This is a genomic window from Pseudotamlana agarivorans (genome assembly GCF_001642835.1).
Classification (GTDB): Bacteria; Bacteroidota; Bacteroidia; order Flavobacteriales; family Flavobacteriaceae; genus Pseudotamlana; species Pseudotamlana agarivorans.
The window spans coordinates 663,554-679,634 of record NZ_LXEI01000001.1 but is presented as its reverse complement, the minus strand read 5'-3'; the positions used below and the strand labels follow the sequence as shown (position 1 = coordinate 679,634).

At 35.4% G+C, this 16,081-nt stretch carries 11 protein-coding genes; all 11 read right to left on the bottom strand.

Annotated features, from left to right (window positions below):
• Window positions 1-44 precede the first annotated feature (44 nt).
• The 11 genes from A6I66_RS02795 to A6I66_RS02745 all read right to left on the bottom strand — a co-directional run bounded on the left by A6I66_RS02795 (window position 45) and on the right by A6I66_RS02745 (window position 15,886).
• Window positions 45-1,289, bottom strand: a complete 1,245-nt coding sequence (locus A6I66_RS02795; RefSeq protein ID WP_067145311.1) for a tyrosine-type recombinase/integrase — start codon at window positions 1,287-1,289, stop codon at window positions 45-47.
• A 269-nt stretch (window positions 1,290-1,558) separates the two neighbouring features.
• Complete coding sequence (locus tag A6I66_RS02790; RefSeq protein ID WP_067145309.1) at window positions 1,559-2,848, bottom strand: phenylacetate--CoA ligase family protein; 1,290 nt, start codon at window positions 2,846-2,848, stop codon at window positions 1,559-1,561.
• Complete coding sequence (locus tag A6I66_RS02785) at window positions 2,845-4,518, bottom strand: C45 family peptidase (RefSeq protein ID WP_067145307.1); 1,674 nt, start codon at window positions 4,516-4,518, stop codon at window positions 2,845-2,847. Before A6I66_RS02785 ends, A6I66_RS02790 begins: the two co-directional genes overlap by 4 nt.
• A 1-nt stretch (window position 4,519) precedes the next feature.
• Window positions 4,520-5,395: a cupin-like domain-containing protein gene (locus A6I66_RS02780; protein ID WP_067145305.1), complete on the bottom strand. Its 876-nt coding sequence runs from the start codon at window positions 5,393-5,395 to the stop codon at window positions 4,520-4,522.
• Between the two features lie 4 nt (window positions 5,396-5,399).
• Window positions 5,400-6,944: a phytoene desaturase family protein gene (locus A6I66_RS02775; RefSeq protein ID WP_067145303.1), complete on the bottom strand. Its 1,545-nt coding sequence runs from the start codon at window positions 6,942-6,944 to the stop codon at window positions 5,400-5,402.
• A gap of 2 nt (window positions 6,945-6,946) precedes the next feature.
• Complete coding sequence (locus A6I66_RS02770) at window positions 6,947-10,627, bottom strand: MMPL family transporter (protein WP_067145301.1); 3,681 nt, start codon at window positions 10,625-10,627, stop codon at window positions 6,947-6,949.
• Window positions 10,620-11,816, bottom strand: a complete 1,197-nt coding sequence (locus A6I66_RS02765; protein WP_067145299.1) for a DUF2062 domain-containing protein — start codon at window positions 11,814-11,816, stop codon at window positions 10,620-10,622. Before A6I66_RS02765 ends, A6I66_RS02770 begins: the two co-directional genes overlap by 8 nt.
• A 302-nt stretch (window positions 11,817-12,118) precedes the next feature.
• Entirely contained in the window at window positions 12,119-12,361 is a 243-nt protein-coding gene (locus A6I66_RS02760; protein WP_067145297.1) for an acyl carrier protein, read from the bottom strand.
• A 7-nt stretch (window positions 12,362-12,368) separates the two neighbouring features.
• Window positions 12,369-13,586 carry a beta-ketoacyl-[acyl-carrier-protein] synthase family protein gene (locus A6I66_RS02755; RefSeq protein WP_067145296.1) on the bottom strand — a complete coding sequence of 406 codons (1,218 nt, stop codon included), beginning with the start codon at window positions 13,584-13,586 and terminating at the stop codon, window positions 12,369-12,371.
• 11 nt (window positions 13,587-13,597) lie between these two features.
• Window positions 13,598-14,332: a 3-oxoacyl-ACP reductase FabG gene (fabG, locus tag A6I66_RS02750; RefSeq protein WP_067145294.1), complete on the bottom strand. Its 735-nt coding sequence runs from the start codon at window positions 14,330-14,332 to the stop codon at window positions 13,598-13,600.
• Between the two features lie 18 nt (window positions 14,333-14,350).
• The gene (locus tag A6I66_RS02745) at window positions 14,351-15,886 is read right to left on the bottom strand and encodes an HAL/PAL/TAL family ammonia-lyase (protein ID WP_067145291.1); all 1,536 of its coding nucleotides are present in this window, start codon (window positions 15,884-15,886) and stop codon (window positions 14,351-14,353) included.
• Between the last annotated feature and the right edge of the window lie 195 nt (window positions 15,887-16,081).

Genomic DNA, 16,081 nt, shown 5'->3' with positions numbered 1-16,081 from the left:
TCTTATTGATGAGCTTGTTTTTCTGGTAATAGATTATATTACTTTTAAAATTCCAGTAATGATTTGGCAAATTCTTTTTTAGCATCATCTTCAAAACCTGCAAAATAATTTTTGGTTACGTTGAGGTCGCTATGGTTTAAAGCTTCACTAATAAATTCTAAACTTGCGCCTTTTCGAATTGAATTAGTAGCAAACGAATGGCGTGCCCAATAGGTTGAAATATCTCCAGGTAAATTATTAGCCTTTGCAATTCGTTTAATATGATCATTTATAATTCGAGTAAAGTTTTTAATTTTCTTGTATTGCGTTTCTATAGAATCATCTTCATTTATAATATCGAAGATGTAAGAGTGTTTATTTTTGGTTCCATACTTCTGTATTAATCCGCCTGTAAACTCTGTTAAATAGATGGTTATTTGTTTTTTTTCGGATGTTTTATCAAACGTTTTTGCTCGGTAATATGAAAAGCTATCATCTTTAATATCTGAGTATTTTAATAATGCTATATCTTTTATATTCATACCGTTGCATGCATAACTGAAGAACCAAAAATCGCGTGCCTTTTCTTCATTTATATTTAAGTTTTTAGCATTAAATAGAATCCTTAATTGTTCAGAAGTAAGGGCCTTTTTGACCTTATTAGCGCTAGGTATTTTGTATTTATTTTTGCCAAATGGATAAATAGATTCGCTTATATCCTCATTCTCAATAGCCATGTTAAAAACGGCTTTTAAGGTCCTGGTATAAATACCTATAGTTGTAAAGCTTTTGCCTTTGCCGATCATGTATTTTTGATACTTATCAAGCCATTCAATATTAATATCATTAAAGGTTAATTTGTCGATGGGTTTTTTGTTTTCATTTACTGAAAACTCTTTAAATGAGTTGAGGGTGTATTTATAACTTTCGGAGGTTCCTATTTTATCATTTTTGAGGTGTTTATCAATGATCAAATTGAAGTAATATAATATATTACTTTTGCTAGATGACTTTCTGAAATACTTAAATTCAAAAGTTTCAAATTTAAAAGGGGTTAGTTCCTTTGCAATATCATGAGCACGATTTTCTACACCTTGAAGTAATAATTTTAAGTCTTTATTATTACCTCTTAAACTCTTGTTTTCTGGGTTAATCCAAATTGTTTTAAATTCTAATGCTGTTAAGTCGATATTCAATTTATATCGTTTATCCTTTTTAGTTGAGCTATTAAATACTCTTAGTTTAACCGGAAACTTACCATTCTCTTTGGATCTTCTTTTGTCTAAAACTATTGAAATTTTATAACTCATAATTTATAAGGTTTAGGCAAATTTAATCATTTGCCCACAATTTGCCCAAAGTTTTAGCATAATAACACAAAACAAACTAATATTAAATCTAACAAAAAAGACTTACATTAGCTGTGTTTATTGGGTTTTTCAAATAATTCTATGATTATAAAATAATAAAGCAAAGTTTAAATTCTTGACTGGCAGTCAAGAGGTCACGGGTTCGAATCCCGTCTTCTCCACTATAAAAAAAAGCTTCCAAGTTATTGGAAGCTTTTTTCATTTATATCTTATTCCCGTTTGTCTATCACCAAAACAGGTTTTCTACTCATTTTAGGGAATTGCAGTTTCTGAAGTTCTTTTTTATCACAAAATTCGATTTTAGGAAGCACGCGAAGTTTGGCTCTAAAATGGTCTTTTATTTTTTGTAGAAATTCTTCTGTAGCATTGTTTGTAGCGATTTTAAGCAGGATTTCATCGGTGCCTATGTTGTTGTGTGAAATCTCGATAACATAAGAATCAATGGCATTAAAATCGTTTAATATATTGTGCATGGCTGGCGGATACAGTGTGGTGCCCTTATATTTTATCATTTGTTTTTTTCTGCCTATCACAGGACCTAGCCTCGTGGTGTTTCTTCCGCAGGAGCAAGCTTCGGTATGTGCCGTTACAATATCACCTGTTTTAAAACGCAGTAAAGGCATGCCTTCCACGCCCAAAGTGCTAATAGTAAGTTCTCCAGGTTCACCAGCCTTAACGGGCGCATTGTTTTCGTCTAGAATTTCAATAATGATTAATTCCGGGTGATGGTGGCCACCCTTTTGTGCTTCACACTCGGTAAAAGCAGTATTCATTTCTGTAGAAGCGTAAGTAGAAAACAAATCAATATCCCATTTGTCTTTTATTTTTTTGGATAAAATATTCAATGAAAAGTCTTGCTCTCGAAGCGACTCGCCTATGCAAATGGCTCCTTTTACACCAGAGTTATTCAAATCGATATTATGCTGCTCGGCATATTCGATGAGTTTTAGTAAGAACGACGGTACCGCAATGATGTATGTGGGTTTAAATTTTTTAATAGAATCCCATTGCAGTTCAGGAATGCCATTGCCCACACGAATAATGCCTGCCCCCAGTTCGCGAGCGCCTAAAAAATAAGCTAGTCCAGCCATAAAGCGGCGGTCTATGGTGGTCATGAGTTGAATAACATCGGCTTTTTTTACGCCTGCACAAGCAAAAGAAATGGCTTCGTTATGCGCCAAACGCTTAAGGTCGTTATCGGTTAAAGCGAAGGTAACGGGTTCGCCAAGGGTGCCCGAGGTAGTCACATAATCGATAATATCATGTCTTGGTACACAAATAAAATCGTCGTTATAACGCTGAAGATCTTCCTTAGTTGTGGTTGGAATTTGAGCTAAATCTTCTAGTGTATTGATGCTATTCAGGTTTATGTTTTCTGATGTAAACAGACGTTTATAATAGCTAGAATGTGTATTTAAATACTGAAGCAGTTTTTTTAATTCAGCCTCTTGGTATGCTTTGATGGTTGCGGTTGAGGCTTTTTCTATTTCTGGAATCATAAACCTAATTTTCTGTTTAATTTTTTGATATAGCTATTCATGTTTTCAAGGTCGGGAACCGTAGTTACTTCCTTGGTTTTGGCCTTTTCGAAGGCCTGTAATGCGGCCATATCAAAATCGTTTTTATAATAATAAAGTCCAACAATATAATGTGCTTCCCAAAAGTCTGGGTTAGCCGATTCTAATTCATGAAGCACCGAGAAATCTAAAGTTTCATGATTATTAATGGCTTTTAAAACCTGTGCTTTTAGGACTCTAAAGCGTTCGTAATTTTTGTAAGCTTCGGTATACTGAAACGGATCTTTTTCAATGTTTAAACTGGGAATGGCATAACCTTGTTTTTCAGGGTGGTTAAATACATCGTTTAAATTATAAGCGACAAATTCACCTAATTGATAAGGATTAGACGACACCCAAACAAGTCTTTCCTTGGGTTTAAATACCACACCATGATGGGCTAAAAGTTGGTTAAGGGCTTTTTCGTTACCATAACCTATGGATTTTCCGTTTAGACCTTCTTTGTTTCTTAAAATGGCCACCGCTTTTTGTGGGGTTATTTTATCTTCAGCATTTAAAAGTTCCTCCATACGTTGGTAGCGGTACAACGAATGACTTTCAACCATGTGTTTTTGGTTTATTTTGTCTTCCGCGTAAGCGTCACTTTGAAAATGGTTAGAACAAATAATTTGATTGCTATTAGGGACTTCATAAACGCCGAAATTATCGGGAGAAACCTCTATAACAATGGCCTTATTATCGATCGCGCTGCCTACAAAAATAGATTCTGATACGAAAACCTCTCGTTTTTTAGCTATGGCAATGGCTTCTTCTATGTTGGTGGCGTATTGCAATATCTCGCGGTTTACTATAGAAATTGGGGTTTTGGCGATTAGTGGTACTTTCGATTTTCCGGCGTTTATGGTTACGGTAAGTCCGTGCTCGTTCATGCCTGAAACGACACCTATCATACCACCCCAAGAAATGGACATGAATTTATAACCTGTTGTGGGGTTTATAAAGGTGATAATTTTGTCTTTGGCAAAGTCGTCGCCAGCATAAAAGTCGAAATTTCTACCTATAATGAGGTTGCCGTCTTCTGTTTTGTCGCCCCAAGCTGCAAATGAAGAACAACCAACCAAGGCGAGATCTTGTAGGGCATGACCAACATCGTGAGCACCATGAAAATAAAGACCTCTTAAGTAGGGTGAAGCAAAAGGTGTGCGATCGTTTATGGCGTATTTGGAAAGCCCGTAAATTTCAGATTTGTATTCGTTATTAACATGTAAATACATTTTACGGTTGTACCAAGCTACAAATCGTTGCAAGAATTTTTGATTGGTTTCCGAAGGGACTAAGTCTTCTATTTTAGAAAGGAAATATCGCTCTTGATTTTGAAACAATTCTCTGGTTAGACTTCCTGTAATTAGTCCTCTTTCGTAGGGGTCGCCTTCAACATATAGCTCCCATAAGCCTTGTTTGTTTTTGTTTAAAGTATTATTTCCTAAAACAAAGGAAGAGTCATTTATTTCAATACGTTTAGGTATGGAATCGTTAAAATCGCTAACATAGGGAATATCCTGCAACGAGCTAGATACACCACAGGATACTAAAACCAACATGATACAAGCCAAGCATAAAATCTTATGTGTAATCCCAAATTTGTTATTCATATTAGGCCTGTTTTTTTAAGATTTTTTCGGCTTTTTTGATACTGAGCTTTTCTTTATAGTCCAACCATTTTTGTCCGTAAAAACGACGCATTAAATTGTCGAAATGACGCATTATAAAAACGTTGTAAAGCATGGTTGCAAACTTTTTTGGACGTTTTGGTAAGGCTCTTAATGTCATTGAAAATCCGCCATCAAGGTATTTGATGTAGTGCCAATAACCACTGGGCATATAAAGGGCATCGCCATGTTTCATATCGGCTTGAATCCCTTCAGCGTATTGTAGTGCCGGATAGGTTGTAAAATCTGGGTTGTCCATATCAATTTTGTCAATATTATGAATGGAAAATGGCACCTGATATAGGTATTTAGATTGTTCTTGCGAAAAAAGGGTAACACTTTTATTACCATGAAAATGGAAGTGCATACTGTCTGGTAAATCAATATCGTAATGCATAAACACTTTTGATTTACCGCCTCCAAAAAATAATGCCGGCAAGCGTTTAAAGAATTTTAGTCCGATGTCGGGATATTTAAAATCCTTTAGTAATTCGGGCATGCTGTCTAAAATATTATAAAAGAAAATACGTAAATCGGTAGGTTCTGTTTTTAAGATTTCGATGTACTCCTTTAATTTAATTTCCTTTACAGGGGCATAAACGCTTTGTTTGCCTTTTGCAGGTTTGTTGTTGTAAAGCGGCACCACTTGATCTCCCGCACGTTCTTGGATGTAGTCTAAGCTCCATTTCTCATAAGCAGGCCAGTCAGCAGTAAGATTTTCAATTAATACGGGGCGTTGAGGTTTGTAGTAGTGTTCAATAAAATCTGCCTTACTAATACTCTTAACTCTCGTAATAGGGGTTGTTTTAAATTTTCCCATGCCTTTAATTTTCCGTGTTATCTTCTATATTATTTGCTTTACGTATTTTGTTTAATATGGGGTCCATACCAACAATTTCAGAGCTTGTTAGAACGGCCCCTATAGTAACGCCTAATATGCCATGCATATTTAAACTTTGACCGGTTAATAGGAGGTTTTGAATTTTTGTTCGTGGCGATACAAACGATTTTAGAGGGCTGTTGGCATCTTTTACATAGCCATACATCGAACCGTTATTAGAGCCAATATAATCACGATAGGATAGTGGGGTAGAGGTATAGATCTCTTCTATGCAATCTCTAATATTTGGAAATTTTTTCTCTAACTCTTTAATGAGGATTTCGGCTTTTTCGGCTTTAAATTCTTCGTAAGTTTGGCCTCTTTCATTTTTGTTAACTACCGTGTTAACTGTGTTTTCCCAAGGTTTAACTTCCTCGTATCGCATGTAAGTTAAAACCGTGAGACTATCGCCGTATTCGGCTGTGTTTTTGCCTATCCCCATCGATACCATATAACCCTCAGGCCAACTTTCGTTTGTGTAATCCTGGCTAGTCCAAACCGTTTCTCGGTTTTTAAAATGGTAGTAATTCCGATTATGATATTTAAAAGAATTTGGTTTTAAAACGATATATAAGCTAAAACCAGCAATAATACTTTCAATGTTTTTAATTCTATTGGAGTAAACTTTTCTGAATTTATCTTCTCCAACCAGCTGAATGGTTAATTTAGGTTCGATATTAGAAATAAATACATCACCTTTAATTTCATCACCTTTTTTGGTGAATACCGACGTTATTTTTTTGTCCTTATAACCAAACTTTACAACTTCTTGATGTTTATAGGCTTCGCCATGATTTTCTTTAAGTCTTCGAATTAAAAGTTTAGAGATTTGGCTGCCCCCATTTATACACCTGTAAGCGCTTTCGATATACGAGTTTACCGTTAAAGCATGCACATAAAAAGGTGTGCGGTCTGGGTCTCCTGCGTATAAAAAGTTGGTGCCTGCGAGCACAGCGCGTAAAGATTCATTGGTTGTTAAAGAATCGATGAAGTCTTTAGCTTTTAAACTAAAAATATCAGAGTTTTTATAATATGGTTTTCCGTGTTTTAAACGGTACAGAGGAAATTTACCGCAAAACTCTTTCAGTTTATCACAGTAGGCTATAATGGCCTTTTCTTCGTCTGGAAACTGAGAGACCATTTGTTGAATAAACTTTTCATAACCTTGAGCGTGTTTGTATTCGGTGTTATCGTCGCCAAAGGAAACCACATCAAAAGCATCTTCATCTAATTTCTTCAGCTTTAATTCATCCATAATGCCTAGATAATTAAAATACTGATATAAGTTTTGACCTTCACTTAAACCACCAATATAATGTACGCCAGTATCGAAAATGGTTTTATCTCTAACAAAGGTTTGTAAATTGCCTCCGTATTGGTTATTTTTCTCTAAAACACAAACACTATAGCCTTCTTTAGCTAAAATATTGGCTGAGACTAAACCGCCTAGTCCACTTCCTATAATGACAACATCGTAATGTGATTTCATTCTTAAATGGCTGTTTTAGTTAAAACTTTAATGTTTTCATTTTGATAGCTCGTTTGAAATCCTAAACCAGTTAAATTAGGTGTCTCCAGATGCCTACTGCTGTTCAATAGAATAATCTGATCTAGATTATTAAGAAAAGGTTTCAGCATATTTTCATGAGTTATTTGACTAGAGTTTAAAATTAAAACTTTTGCTTGATAATCCACCAAGGCTTCAACGCTATTTGTACAGGTTATTTGTCGTGTTTTGGTGATATAACTATTTTGAATAATACACCTAGTTTTAGCATTTTCAATATAGGAAAAGATCTTTCGATCTCCCGAATGTAAGGCTAAAAGGAGGCTTAGTTGTGCTGCATCGTTTGTAATATGCGCAATCGAGGTCTTTAGTTCTACACGATTTAAAATCTCGTAGTAATCGTTTTGATGTGTCTTTAAGTCTAAACGCACTTTTTTATAAAGTGCCTGTCCTTTATAACGATAATCGTCTAAAAGCATTTTATGAAAGTAGGTTGGCCCTTCTTTTTCTTTCCTAAATGTATTGAACTCACTTCTAAAATAGGCCCCAATTTGTTTGGCATGTTGTGAATAATTTTTTCCAAACGGGTTGTTATTTGCTGGAATGCGATCTAATATTTTAAGATCAAGTTGGCCATCACGAATAACCGATTCACCTTTAGGGATAATTTCGGAATTACCATGAATTAGCACTGGAATAATATCTAAATTGAACTCCTGAGCAAGATAAAAAGCACCTTTATGAAAGCGTTTAATTTTATGAGTTGTAGAGCGTGTTCCTTCGGGGAAAGCCATTAGAGTGTAGCCTTGATCTACTTTTTCTTTTAAATGATCAAGACCGTTGTCTATACCATTCGATACGGGGTAAAAACCGGCCAACTTTACGGCTTTTCCAAAAATGGGCGAGTTGTAAACCCAATCGTTTACTAAAAATATAATTTTAGGATGCAATTTACCAATAGCCAAAATGTCCAAAAACGAACTGTGATTGGCGATAATGATACCTGTTTTTTTGAAATCTTCTTGTGGTTCGTTACTAATGGTTTTGATAAGAAATGGATTGGAGTCTAATACCGATTTCATAAATTTTGAAATGCATTTATGAAACCAGTTCATCTTGGTTTCTTTAGGTAAAGGGATAATCTTCATAAATGTCACACTAAAAAGTGAGAGCAAAAATCCTCCTAATCCAAAGTAAGTGAACGATAGTATAGAATGTACCAATACCCTTAAAGAAACAGGTCGTTTATTAGGGCCACCAATAAACAGTTTAAACAAAATAGGTTGTATGGTGAACGCCACAAGCAGGGCAGACAAAATACCTATTAAACAAACCAATGAAATGGAGTGTAAGGCAGGGTGTTTGGCGAATATTAAAACGCCAACACCTAAAATAGTCGTGATTACCGAAAGTAAAATAGAAGTTTTATGCGTGGGCAACGCTTTGACCCCCGTGCGACATTCCTGAAGCAAACCATTGGTTATAAAAATGCAATAATCTATACCTAAACCAAAAATAAAGGTTGAAATGATGATATTGAAAATATTAAATTCAATATTAAAAAAGCCCATAATGCCAATGGTTAATAACCAGGTTAAACAAATGGGGATGGCAGTTACTAAGGTTAATGAAAAGCTTTTGTATGATACCAATAAAATGATTAAAATCACGATAAGCGAGTAGCCTATAAGTTTATTGAAATCACTTTTAAGATGTCCTAAAAGGCTTTCATTCATTTGCCTTCTGTCTATAATAACAATGTGCTCTTGGTTTTTAAAGCGGTTTAAAACAGGAGCGTCATCTTTCACTTTCACCAAAGTTGTAATGGTCGTAAAATGGTCTTCTGTGGCTAAATAATCATCTACAGAAAAAGCTTTTAAAGTTTTATAATCGGCGCTCTCTAATGGTTTGAAATCTTTATGTAATAAATTATAGAAGGCTTGAAAGGTTGAAGGTTTAAATCCTAAGGCATTACCGCTTTCAATAATATCACTTTTGGTGCTGTTTATGGTTTGTTCATCCCAAAAGGCATGCCAACGGGCAATTTGCTTTTGTTGTTGTTTCTCCGAATGCACTAAGGTGCTTAACGAGCTGTAGTTGATGAGGTCCTTACTGCTTTTTAAATCTTCCAGTTCGTTTAAAACGGCTTCATTGACTTGTAAAGTGTTTTCTTCGGAAGTGCCATAAGCGGCAATATACAGTGATTTGGAACTGCTGTTAATGAGTTTGTCTAACCGGGCTTCGGAAGCTTTTAAATGCTCAGGCTGATAATTAAGTTGGGTGAGGTCGTTGTTAAACTTCACCGTGTTGTAGGTAAAAAGGCTTGCTATACACAGTAAAATTACGGTGATTACAGCCCATTTTTTTTTGTGTAGGTTATAAGAGGCGATTTTATCCAATAAGGTATTCCTTTTCGATTTGGTAGCCGATTCCCGATAGACATGCGGAATAAATAGCAAAGCAAAAACCGACGATCCCAAAACACTAATGGCAGCAAAAACGCCTAAATCTTGTAAGGCTTGAGAGTTGATAAAAAGCAGACATAAAAAGGCTAAAGCCGTGGTTAAGCTGCTCATTAAAATAGGTTTGGAAATCTCTGTGTAGAGGTTTTTTACATCGTTTTTGTTTCTAAGATGTGTTAGGATATGCAAGGAATAATCTAAAGTCACACCTAATAATACAGAGCCAATACCTAAGGAAATGGCCGAAATTTTTTCACGGATGATAAACAATAACACAATGGCCAATAAGCCTCCAAAAATAGTGGGCACAAATAGAATGATAGGCACACTAAGTTTCCTGTAAAATATGATGAAAATAAGCAGCAATACCGTTAGGGCTATACCAATGGTTAGCTGGATATCTTTTTTAATTTGGTTGGCATTGGCAACAGCTATTAAAAGTCCTCCAAAATACTCGCTCTGGACTTGGCCCTTAAAAGCCTCATTTAATTGGCTATTGGTTTGATATAAATTTTCTGCAAACAAGGTGTTTTTTGAGGTTTCGTTTGCGTCTAAAACCGGTGTGATAAATAATAAAATGTGTGATTGATCTTCACTGACTAAAAAACCATTTTGTAAGGTGAAATCGCCGCCAAAGCTTAAATCCTGTAATTTTTTTAAGGCGGTTAGCGAAAGACCTAAGGGGTCCTTTAAAATTAAATCCTTGGCAATAAAACCCGAAGGTGAAATTAAGGTTTTATAATTTTGAATGGTAGCAGCCTTTATGCTGTCTTCATTTATTTTTTGTGCTAAAAGCGTATAGTCGTTCTCGTCTAAAAACAGCGGCAGGTTGTTGTAAACAAAATCCATAGTATTTTGCATGTCGGCATTGTCAAACCGACCCTGAATGTTTTTAATATAGGGTTCCGAATTTTTAGTAACACTGTCTATAAATTGGGACGCATATTGGGTGAGTTCATCTACCGAAGCTTCTGGCGTTTTGCTAATGTGAACGATAATTTTATCGGTGAAATTAACTTGATCTAAAACCTTGTGTAAATCGGAATTGGCTTCCGTGGTTGGAATGAGTTTGCTTATGTCTTCTTCAAATTCAATTTTTGAAGCGGTGTAAATTAAAGCAGCAAAGAATACGATTAATAGCCCGAAACCTAATGCTTTTCTAGCATGAATGTAGGTATATATGTTGTAAAACAGCTTATGCATTAACTACCGATCCTTTTTTCTTTTGAAATCCAGAAAAAAGCAAATAACTTAAAGGTCCAACAATAATAGCCGCAATCGTAGCTAAACTGAAACTTCCTACTATATATGTTTTAAGGTGTTTTAAGACTTCAATATTTAAAGTGATTTCATTAAGGTTAAAAGTTTCGTTTTGGCCTAGAATAAAATTTCCTAATACAAAACTCACAAACACAATAAAAGGAATGAATGGCGGTAAGCTTACATTCGAAAAGGTAAAGGCAATGGCCTTATTCAGTTTGAAAATTACCGATAAAAAAATCACCAAAGCCGAATGTAATCCCCATAAAGGTGTTAGCCCGATAAACACGCCTAAAGTTAGTGATAAGGCCTTTTTTTTAGGAGAGTCGTTCTGACTGATAAAGTCTTCAATAACGAAGCGTTTAATCCCTTTTTTTTTTAATTTTCTGAAGAAATCTCTAGGTTTGATATACAGAAAGGTGAGTATCACAAACCATGTGTTTAAGATGCTGATGCGGGTAAAATCTTTAAAAGGGCGAAAATGCGATACACGTTCTGCCTCATCATATAAAATATTTATAGGTATGTTTTTTACCACAGTGCCTTTCCACGCAGCCCTTACAATAATTTCAATTTCAAATTCGAATTTTGAAGTATAAAATTTCAAGTTTTTCAAATGGCCAATTGGATAAAGGCGGAAGCCCGATTGGGTGTCTTGTAACTCAATTCCTGTTTCTAACTTATACCAAAAGTTTGAAAATTTATTTCCGAAACTGCTTTTCTTCGGAACACCTTCTTGGTTCATGTTACGGGAACCAATTAACAGCAGGTTTTTGTTTTCACTTGCTTTTAAAGTGTCTAGAAAAACAGGTATATCTTCTGGGAAATGTTGCCCGTCAGAATCTATGGTGATGGCATAATCGTAGCCTAAACGTAAGGCTTCTTTGAAACCGGCTCGCAACGCTTGACCTTTACCTTTGTTTTCGGGAAAGTGAATTTGGTTTAAATTCGGGTACTGCTTAATAATATTTGGAGTATTATCGGTAGCGCCGTCGTTTACGATAATAATATGATTGGTGTGTTCTAAAACCCCATCAATGACCTTCTGCAATGTTTTTTGGTTATTATAGGTTGGTATAATAACGCAACACGGCAATTCATTTGGGTTAGTTTGTGCTACAGTCTCTTTCATTGTTGGTTAGCATTTGATTGGTATAATCAAATGGGTATTTTTTACAAATATACTATAACTTAAAATATGCTTTGTATTTCGTAGACATAATCATGAAAATGATCATCGGCATAAACTTGGCTCACTTTGTTAATTTTCGATTTCAAAGCTTATTAAAGCATGCTAATTTAATAGTAATGTAAGATACTGAAGGCGTATAGTGTGGCCAAACAAGGTGTTGTGATTAAAAGAGAAGTATCTCAAAACAAAAAAGCACCTATTGAATGAATAGATGCTTTTTGTTATGGTGTTTTTTAAAGTCTTTACTTTAATTTGTTTTCAATAAGATCGTAAAAATCTTGAAGTGTTGTTACATTTATAAAATCATCACTTACTAATTTTACACCAAAATTTGATTCGATAGCCACTACTAAATCAACAAAATCTAAGCTATCAAGTTCTAGTGTTTCTTTTAAATTTGCTCCTGGCTCGATATCTTCCGATTCCACTTCAAACTCATCAACAAGAAAGTTGTTTATTTTTTCAATAATAACTTCTTTTTCCATCTCTGTCTTATAATTTTTTTATTATTAATGCTGAATTTGTTCCTCCAAATCCAAAAGAATTGGACAAAAATACATCAATTTTTTTATCTAGCGTTTTGCTTACTAAATTTAATTTGCTTGCATCTTCATCGGGGTTTTCCAAATTGATATTTGGTGCAATAAATGAATTTTGCATCATCAGCATGGAATAGATCACTTCACTAGCTCCTGCCATCCAACATTCATGGCCAGTCATCGATTTGGTAGAACTTACATGCGGACCATTTTCTCCAAAAACATCAAATATGGCTTTAGCTTCATTGCTATCACCAATGGGAGTAGAGGTTGCGTGTGCATTAACATAGTCAATTTGGTTGGTTGGTATATTAGCCTGTTCAATGGCTTTTTTCATGGCGCGCGACGGGCCTTCTACATTAGGTGTCGAAATATGTTCGCCGTTAGATGAAAAACCATAACCAACAATTTCTGCTAAAATTGGAGCGCCGCGTTTTACCGCCGACTCGTAACTTTCTACAATTAAAGTAGCGCCACCACCACTGGGTACTAAGCCGTCACGGTTTTTATCAAAAGGTCTCGAGGCTTTTCCAGGCGTGTCTGTTTGCACAGAAAAAACACCTAAACCATCAAAACTTCCCATGGCAAGTTCGTTTATTTCTTGAGCACCACCACAAATAATACAGTCTTGAAGTTCGCTTTTTATAAGCTGATAGGCCATTCCAATGGCATGAGAGCCACTGGCACAAGCAGCACTTACTGTAAAATTGATGCCTGTTAATTTGAATATGGTTGCCAAATTCATGGTAATGGAGGAGTTCATTCCTTTAAAAATCGCTCCTGAACCAACCAAATTCGTGTCTTTCTTTTCACGAATAACATCCGTAGATTCTACAATAGATTTTGCGGTACTATCATTACCGTACAGAATACCTACCTCATGCGTGTTTATATAATCTTGCGTGATTTTTGCATTTTCTAGGGCTTCCATGGTGGCTACATAGGCATAAGCACCTTCTTCACCTAAGCTAATACGCTGTCTTCTGCTAAGTTGTTTTTTTAAATCGGGGGTGTCAACCATTCCCGTTAGGCAAGAACGAAATCCGAATGGTTTTCTTTTGTCATCAAAAATAATTCCCGAAGTTCCGTTATACAAGGACTGTTTGACTTCTTCTAAATTTTTGCCAATGCAGGAATAAATGCCCATGCCCGTAATTACAACTCTTCTCATTTTTTGATTATTTAGGAATAAATGCCACCATTAATATTGATAACTTCTCCGGTAATATAAGAAGCTTTTTTGGAAGCTAAAAATGATACAAGATGTGCAACCTCCTCAGGGTCACCAAAACGGTTTGCTGGTACTAATTTTTTTAGTTCCTTTTCATTTAAGTCTCCTGTCATATCGGTTTTAATAAACCCAGGAGCAACAGCGTTTACCGTAATATTTCTTTTGGCAATTTCTTGAGCCAAGGCTTTTGTTGCCGAAATTACAGCCCCTTTTGCAGCCGAATAATTGGTTTGTCCTGGAGTTCCTTTTAGTCCAGAAACAGAAACCAAGTTAATGATACGACCATATTTGTTAACCAATAACTTTTGGATGAGGTGGTTGGTTACATTAAAGAATCCGTTAAGACTGGTGTTTATAACATCGCTCCAATCTTCAGGTTTCATCCACATGAATAAACCATCTTTCGTGATGCCGGCGTTGTTTACAATCACTTCAATAATATTCTCTTTGTGAGCTTCTTGCCAGGTGTCTAAAGCCTGAGCGACTTCCTCTAGGTTTGAAACATTAAAAGGCAGTAATTCGCCTTGTCCGCCAGCTTCTTCAACAGCTTTTAAGGTGTCTAAAGCGGCTTCTTTATTACTATTATAATTTATAATGATATGATAATCAGAATCTTTAGCCAATTGTATGCAAATGGCTTTTCCAATACCTCGTGATCCTCCTGTTACTAATGCATATTTTGTCATTACCCAATTGTGCTTAAATTATACAATATTATTCTCATGATTCATCAAAAAGGCCTTAACCTCATTGACATAAGGATACATAACGACATCCTCCTTAAATACAGGGACTAATTTTCTAATAGCATCGTAGGCTTTTTTTGTCTTAGATGAAATTTTATCTTGAAAACCTAAATATTCTATAGCCTGTACAATGGTTATTAATTCAATGGCCATCACTTCATAAGCGTTTTCTACAACCCTTTTGGTAATAAGTGCTGCATTGGTACCCATACTAACGATATCTTGATTATCGTTGTTATTTGGGATACTATGCACATACATTGGGTTTGAAAGCATTTGATTTTCTGCTGTTGTAGAGGTTGCTGTAAATTGAACACCTTGCATTCCAAAATTAAGTCCTAAAGTCCCTAAGTTAACAAAAGCTGGCAGTGTATTGTTCAGGTTTGGGTTTAATAAATAGTTAAGTTGACGTTCGGCCAGCATACTCATTTTGGTAACCACTAGTTTTAGCTTGTCCATTTCTAAAGAGACGTAGTCGCCATGGAAATTTCCACCGTGATATACATGCTGCTTTTCAACGCTCACAATAGGGTTGTCGTTTGCCGAGTTCACTTCTTCCATTAATATACGCTCCACATCATTTAGGGTGTCTAAAACAGGACCTAAAATTTGAGGAACACAACGAATAGAATAATATTCTTGTACTTTTTCTTCAAAAACCCTAACATCTGGATTTTTGTTGTATAGGAATTCCTCACGTTTTCTAGTGAGTTGACTATCTTCTAAATGTTCGCGCATGCGTTTAGCAATGTCACGCTGACCTTTATGTTTTTTACTTTGATTAAGCTCTGAAGATAAATGATCGTCATAGGCCTGCATGATCTCATTGATGGCTGAAGCACATAAAATACCCCAGTTTAGTAAACGACGCGTATTAATGGTGTTTACAATACCAATACCTGTCATTACGGAAGTCCCATTCATTAAAGCTAAACCTTCACGCAGCACCACAGAAATAGGCTTTAAATTTTCAATTTCGAAAACCTCTTTTGTCGAACGGAATTCGCCTTTATAAATAACTTCGCCTTCACCAATTAAAACAAGCGCTAAATGTGCTAACTGAACTAAATCGCCACTGGCACCAACGCCACCATGCTCGTAAATTAAGGGTGTTATGTTTCTGTTTATAAGCTCTGTCATTAACTCGATAACCGATTTATGAACTCCAGAGTGCCCTAAAGACAGGGTGTTTAATCTGGCTAGCATAGCCGCTTTCACGTATTGCGGATCTATAACTTTTCCAGTTCCAGATGCGTGACTTCTAATTAAATTATATTGAAGCTTAATACGATCTTCATCGTTGATTTTGTACTGAGCCATGGGACCAAAGCCCGTATTAACTCCATAGATGGTTTTATTTTGAGAAAAGTCCTTTAAAAAGTTAAAACTGTTTTCTATGGTTTGATATACGCTGGGATCAATTTCTAAAGGGTTGTTTTCAAAAATAATTTTATAAAATTCTTCAATCCTAAGAGTTCCATCTAGTTTTAGCATCTATATCGTTTTGGTGTATAAATAAGTGTTTTAATAACGGCTTGTAAAGTAGTTATTTTGGAGTGCAAATTTAGAATAATAAATGAGTTTTTTATAAGAAGATGTTTGTAGTTTCTAATATAGTACGCGGTTATTCTAGTTTTTTCATAAAAATGCATGCATTTTCACTTTTTAGTATTAAAAAAAATGATGTTT

Excerpts from the sequence above, each read along its gene's own strand:
- A6I66_RS02795 (WP_067145311.1), bottom strand. The coding sequence starts at position 1,289 with ATGAGTTATAAAATTTCAATAGTTTTAGACAAAAGAAGATCCAAAGAG.
- A6I66_RS02790 (WP_067145309.1), bottom strand. The coding sequence starts at position 2,848 with ATGATTCCAGAAATAGAAAAAGCCTCAACCGCAACCATCAAAGCATAC.
- A6I66_RS02785 (WP_067145307.1), bottom strand. The coding sequence starts at position 4,518 with ATGAATAACAAATTTGGGATTACACATAAGATTTTATGCTTGGCTTGT.
- A6I66_RS02780 (WP_067145305.1), bottom strand. The coding sequence starts at position 5,395 with ATGGGAAAATTTAAAACAACCCCTATTACGAGAGTTAAGAGTATTAGT.
- A6I66_RS02775 (WP_067145303.1), bottom strand. The coding sequence starts at position 6,944 with ATGAAATCACATTACGATGTTGTCATTATAGGAAGTGGACTAGGCGGT.
- A6I66_RS02770 (WP_067145301.1), bottom strand. The coding sequence starts at position 10,627 with ATGCATAAGCTGTTTTACAACATATATACCTACATTCATGCTAGAAAA.
- A6I66_RS02765 (WP_067145299.1), bottom strand. The coding sequence starts at position 11,816 with ATGAAAGAGACTGTAGCACAAACTAACCCAAATGAATTGCCGTGTTGC.
- A6I66_RS02760 (WP_067145297.1), bottom strand. The coding sequence starts at position 12,361 with ATGGAAAAAGAAGTTATTATTGAAAAAATAAACAACTTTCTTGTTGAT.
- A6I66_RS02755 (WP_067145296.1), bottom strand. The coding sequence starts at position 13,586 with ATGAGAAGAGTTGTAATTACGGGCATGGGCATTTATTCCTGCATTGGC.
- fabG (WP_067145294.1), bottom strand. The coding sequence starts at position 14,332 with ATGACAAAATATGCATTAGTAACAGGAGGATCACGAGGTATTGGAAAA.
- A6I66_RS02745 (WP_067145291.1), bottom strand. The coding sequence starts at position 15,886 with ATGCTAAAACTAGATGGAACTCTTAGGATTGAAGAATTTTATAAAATT.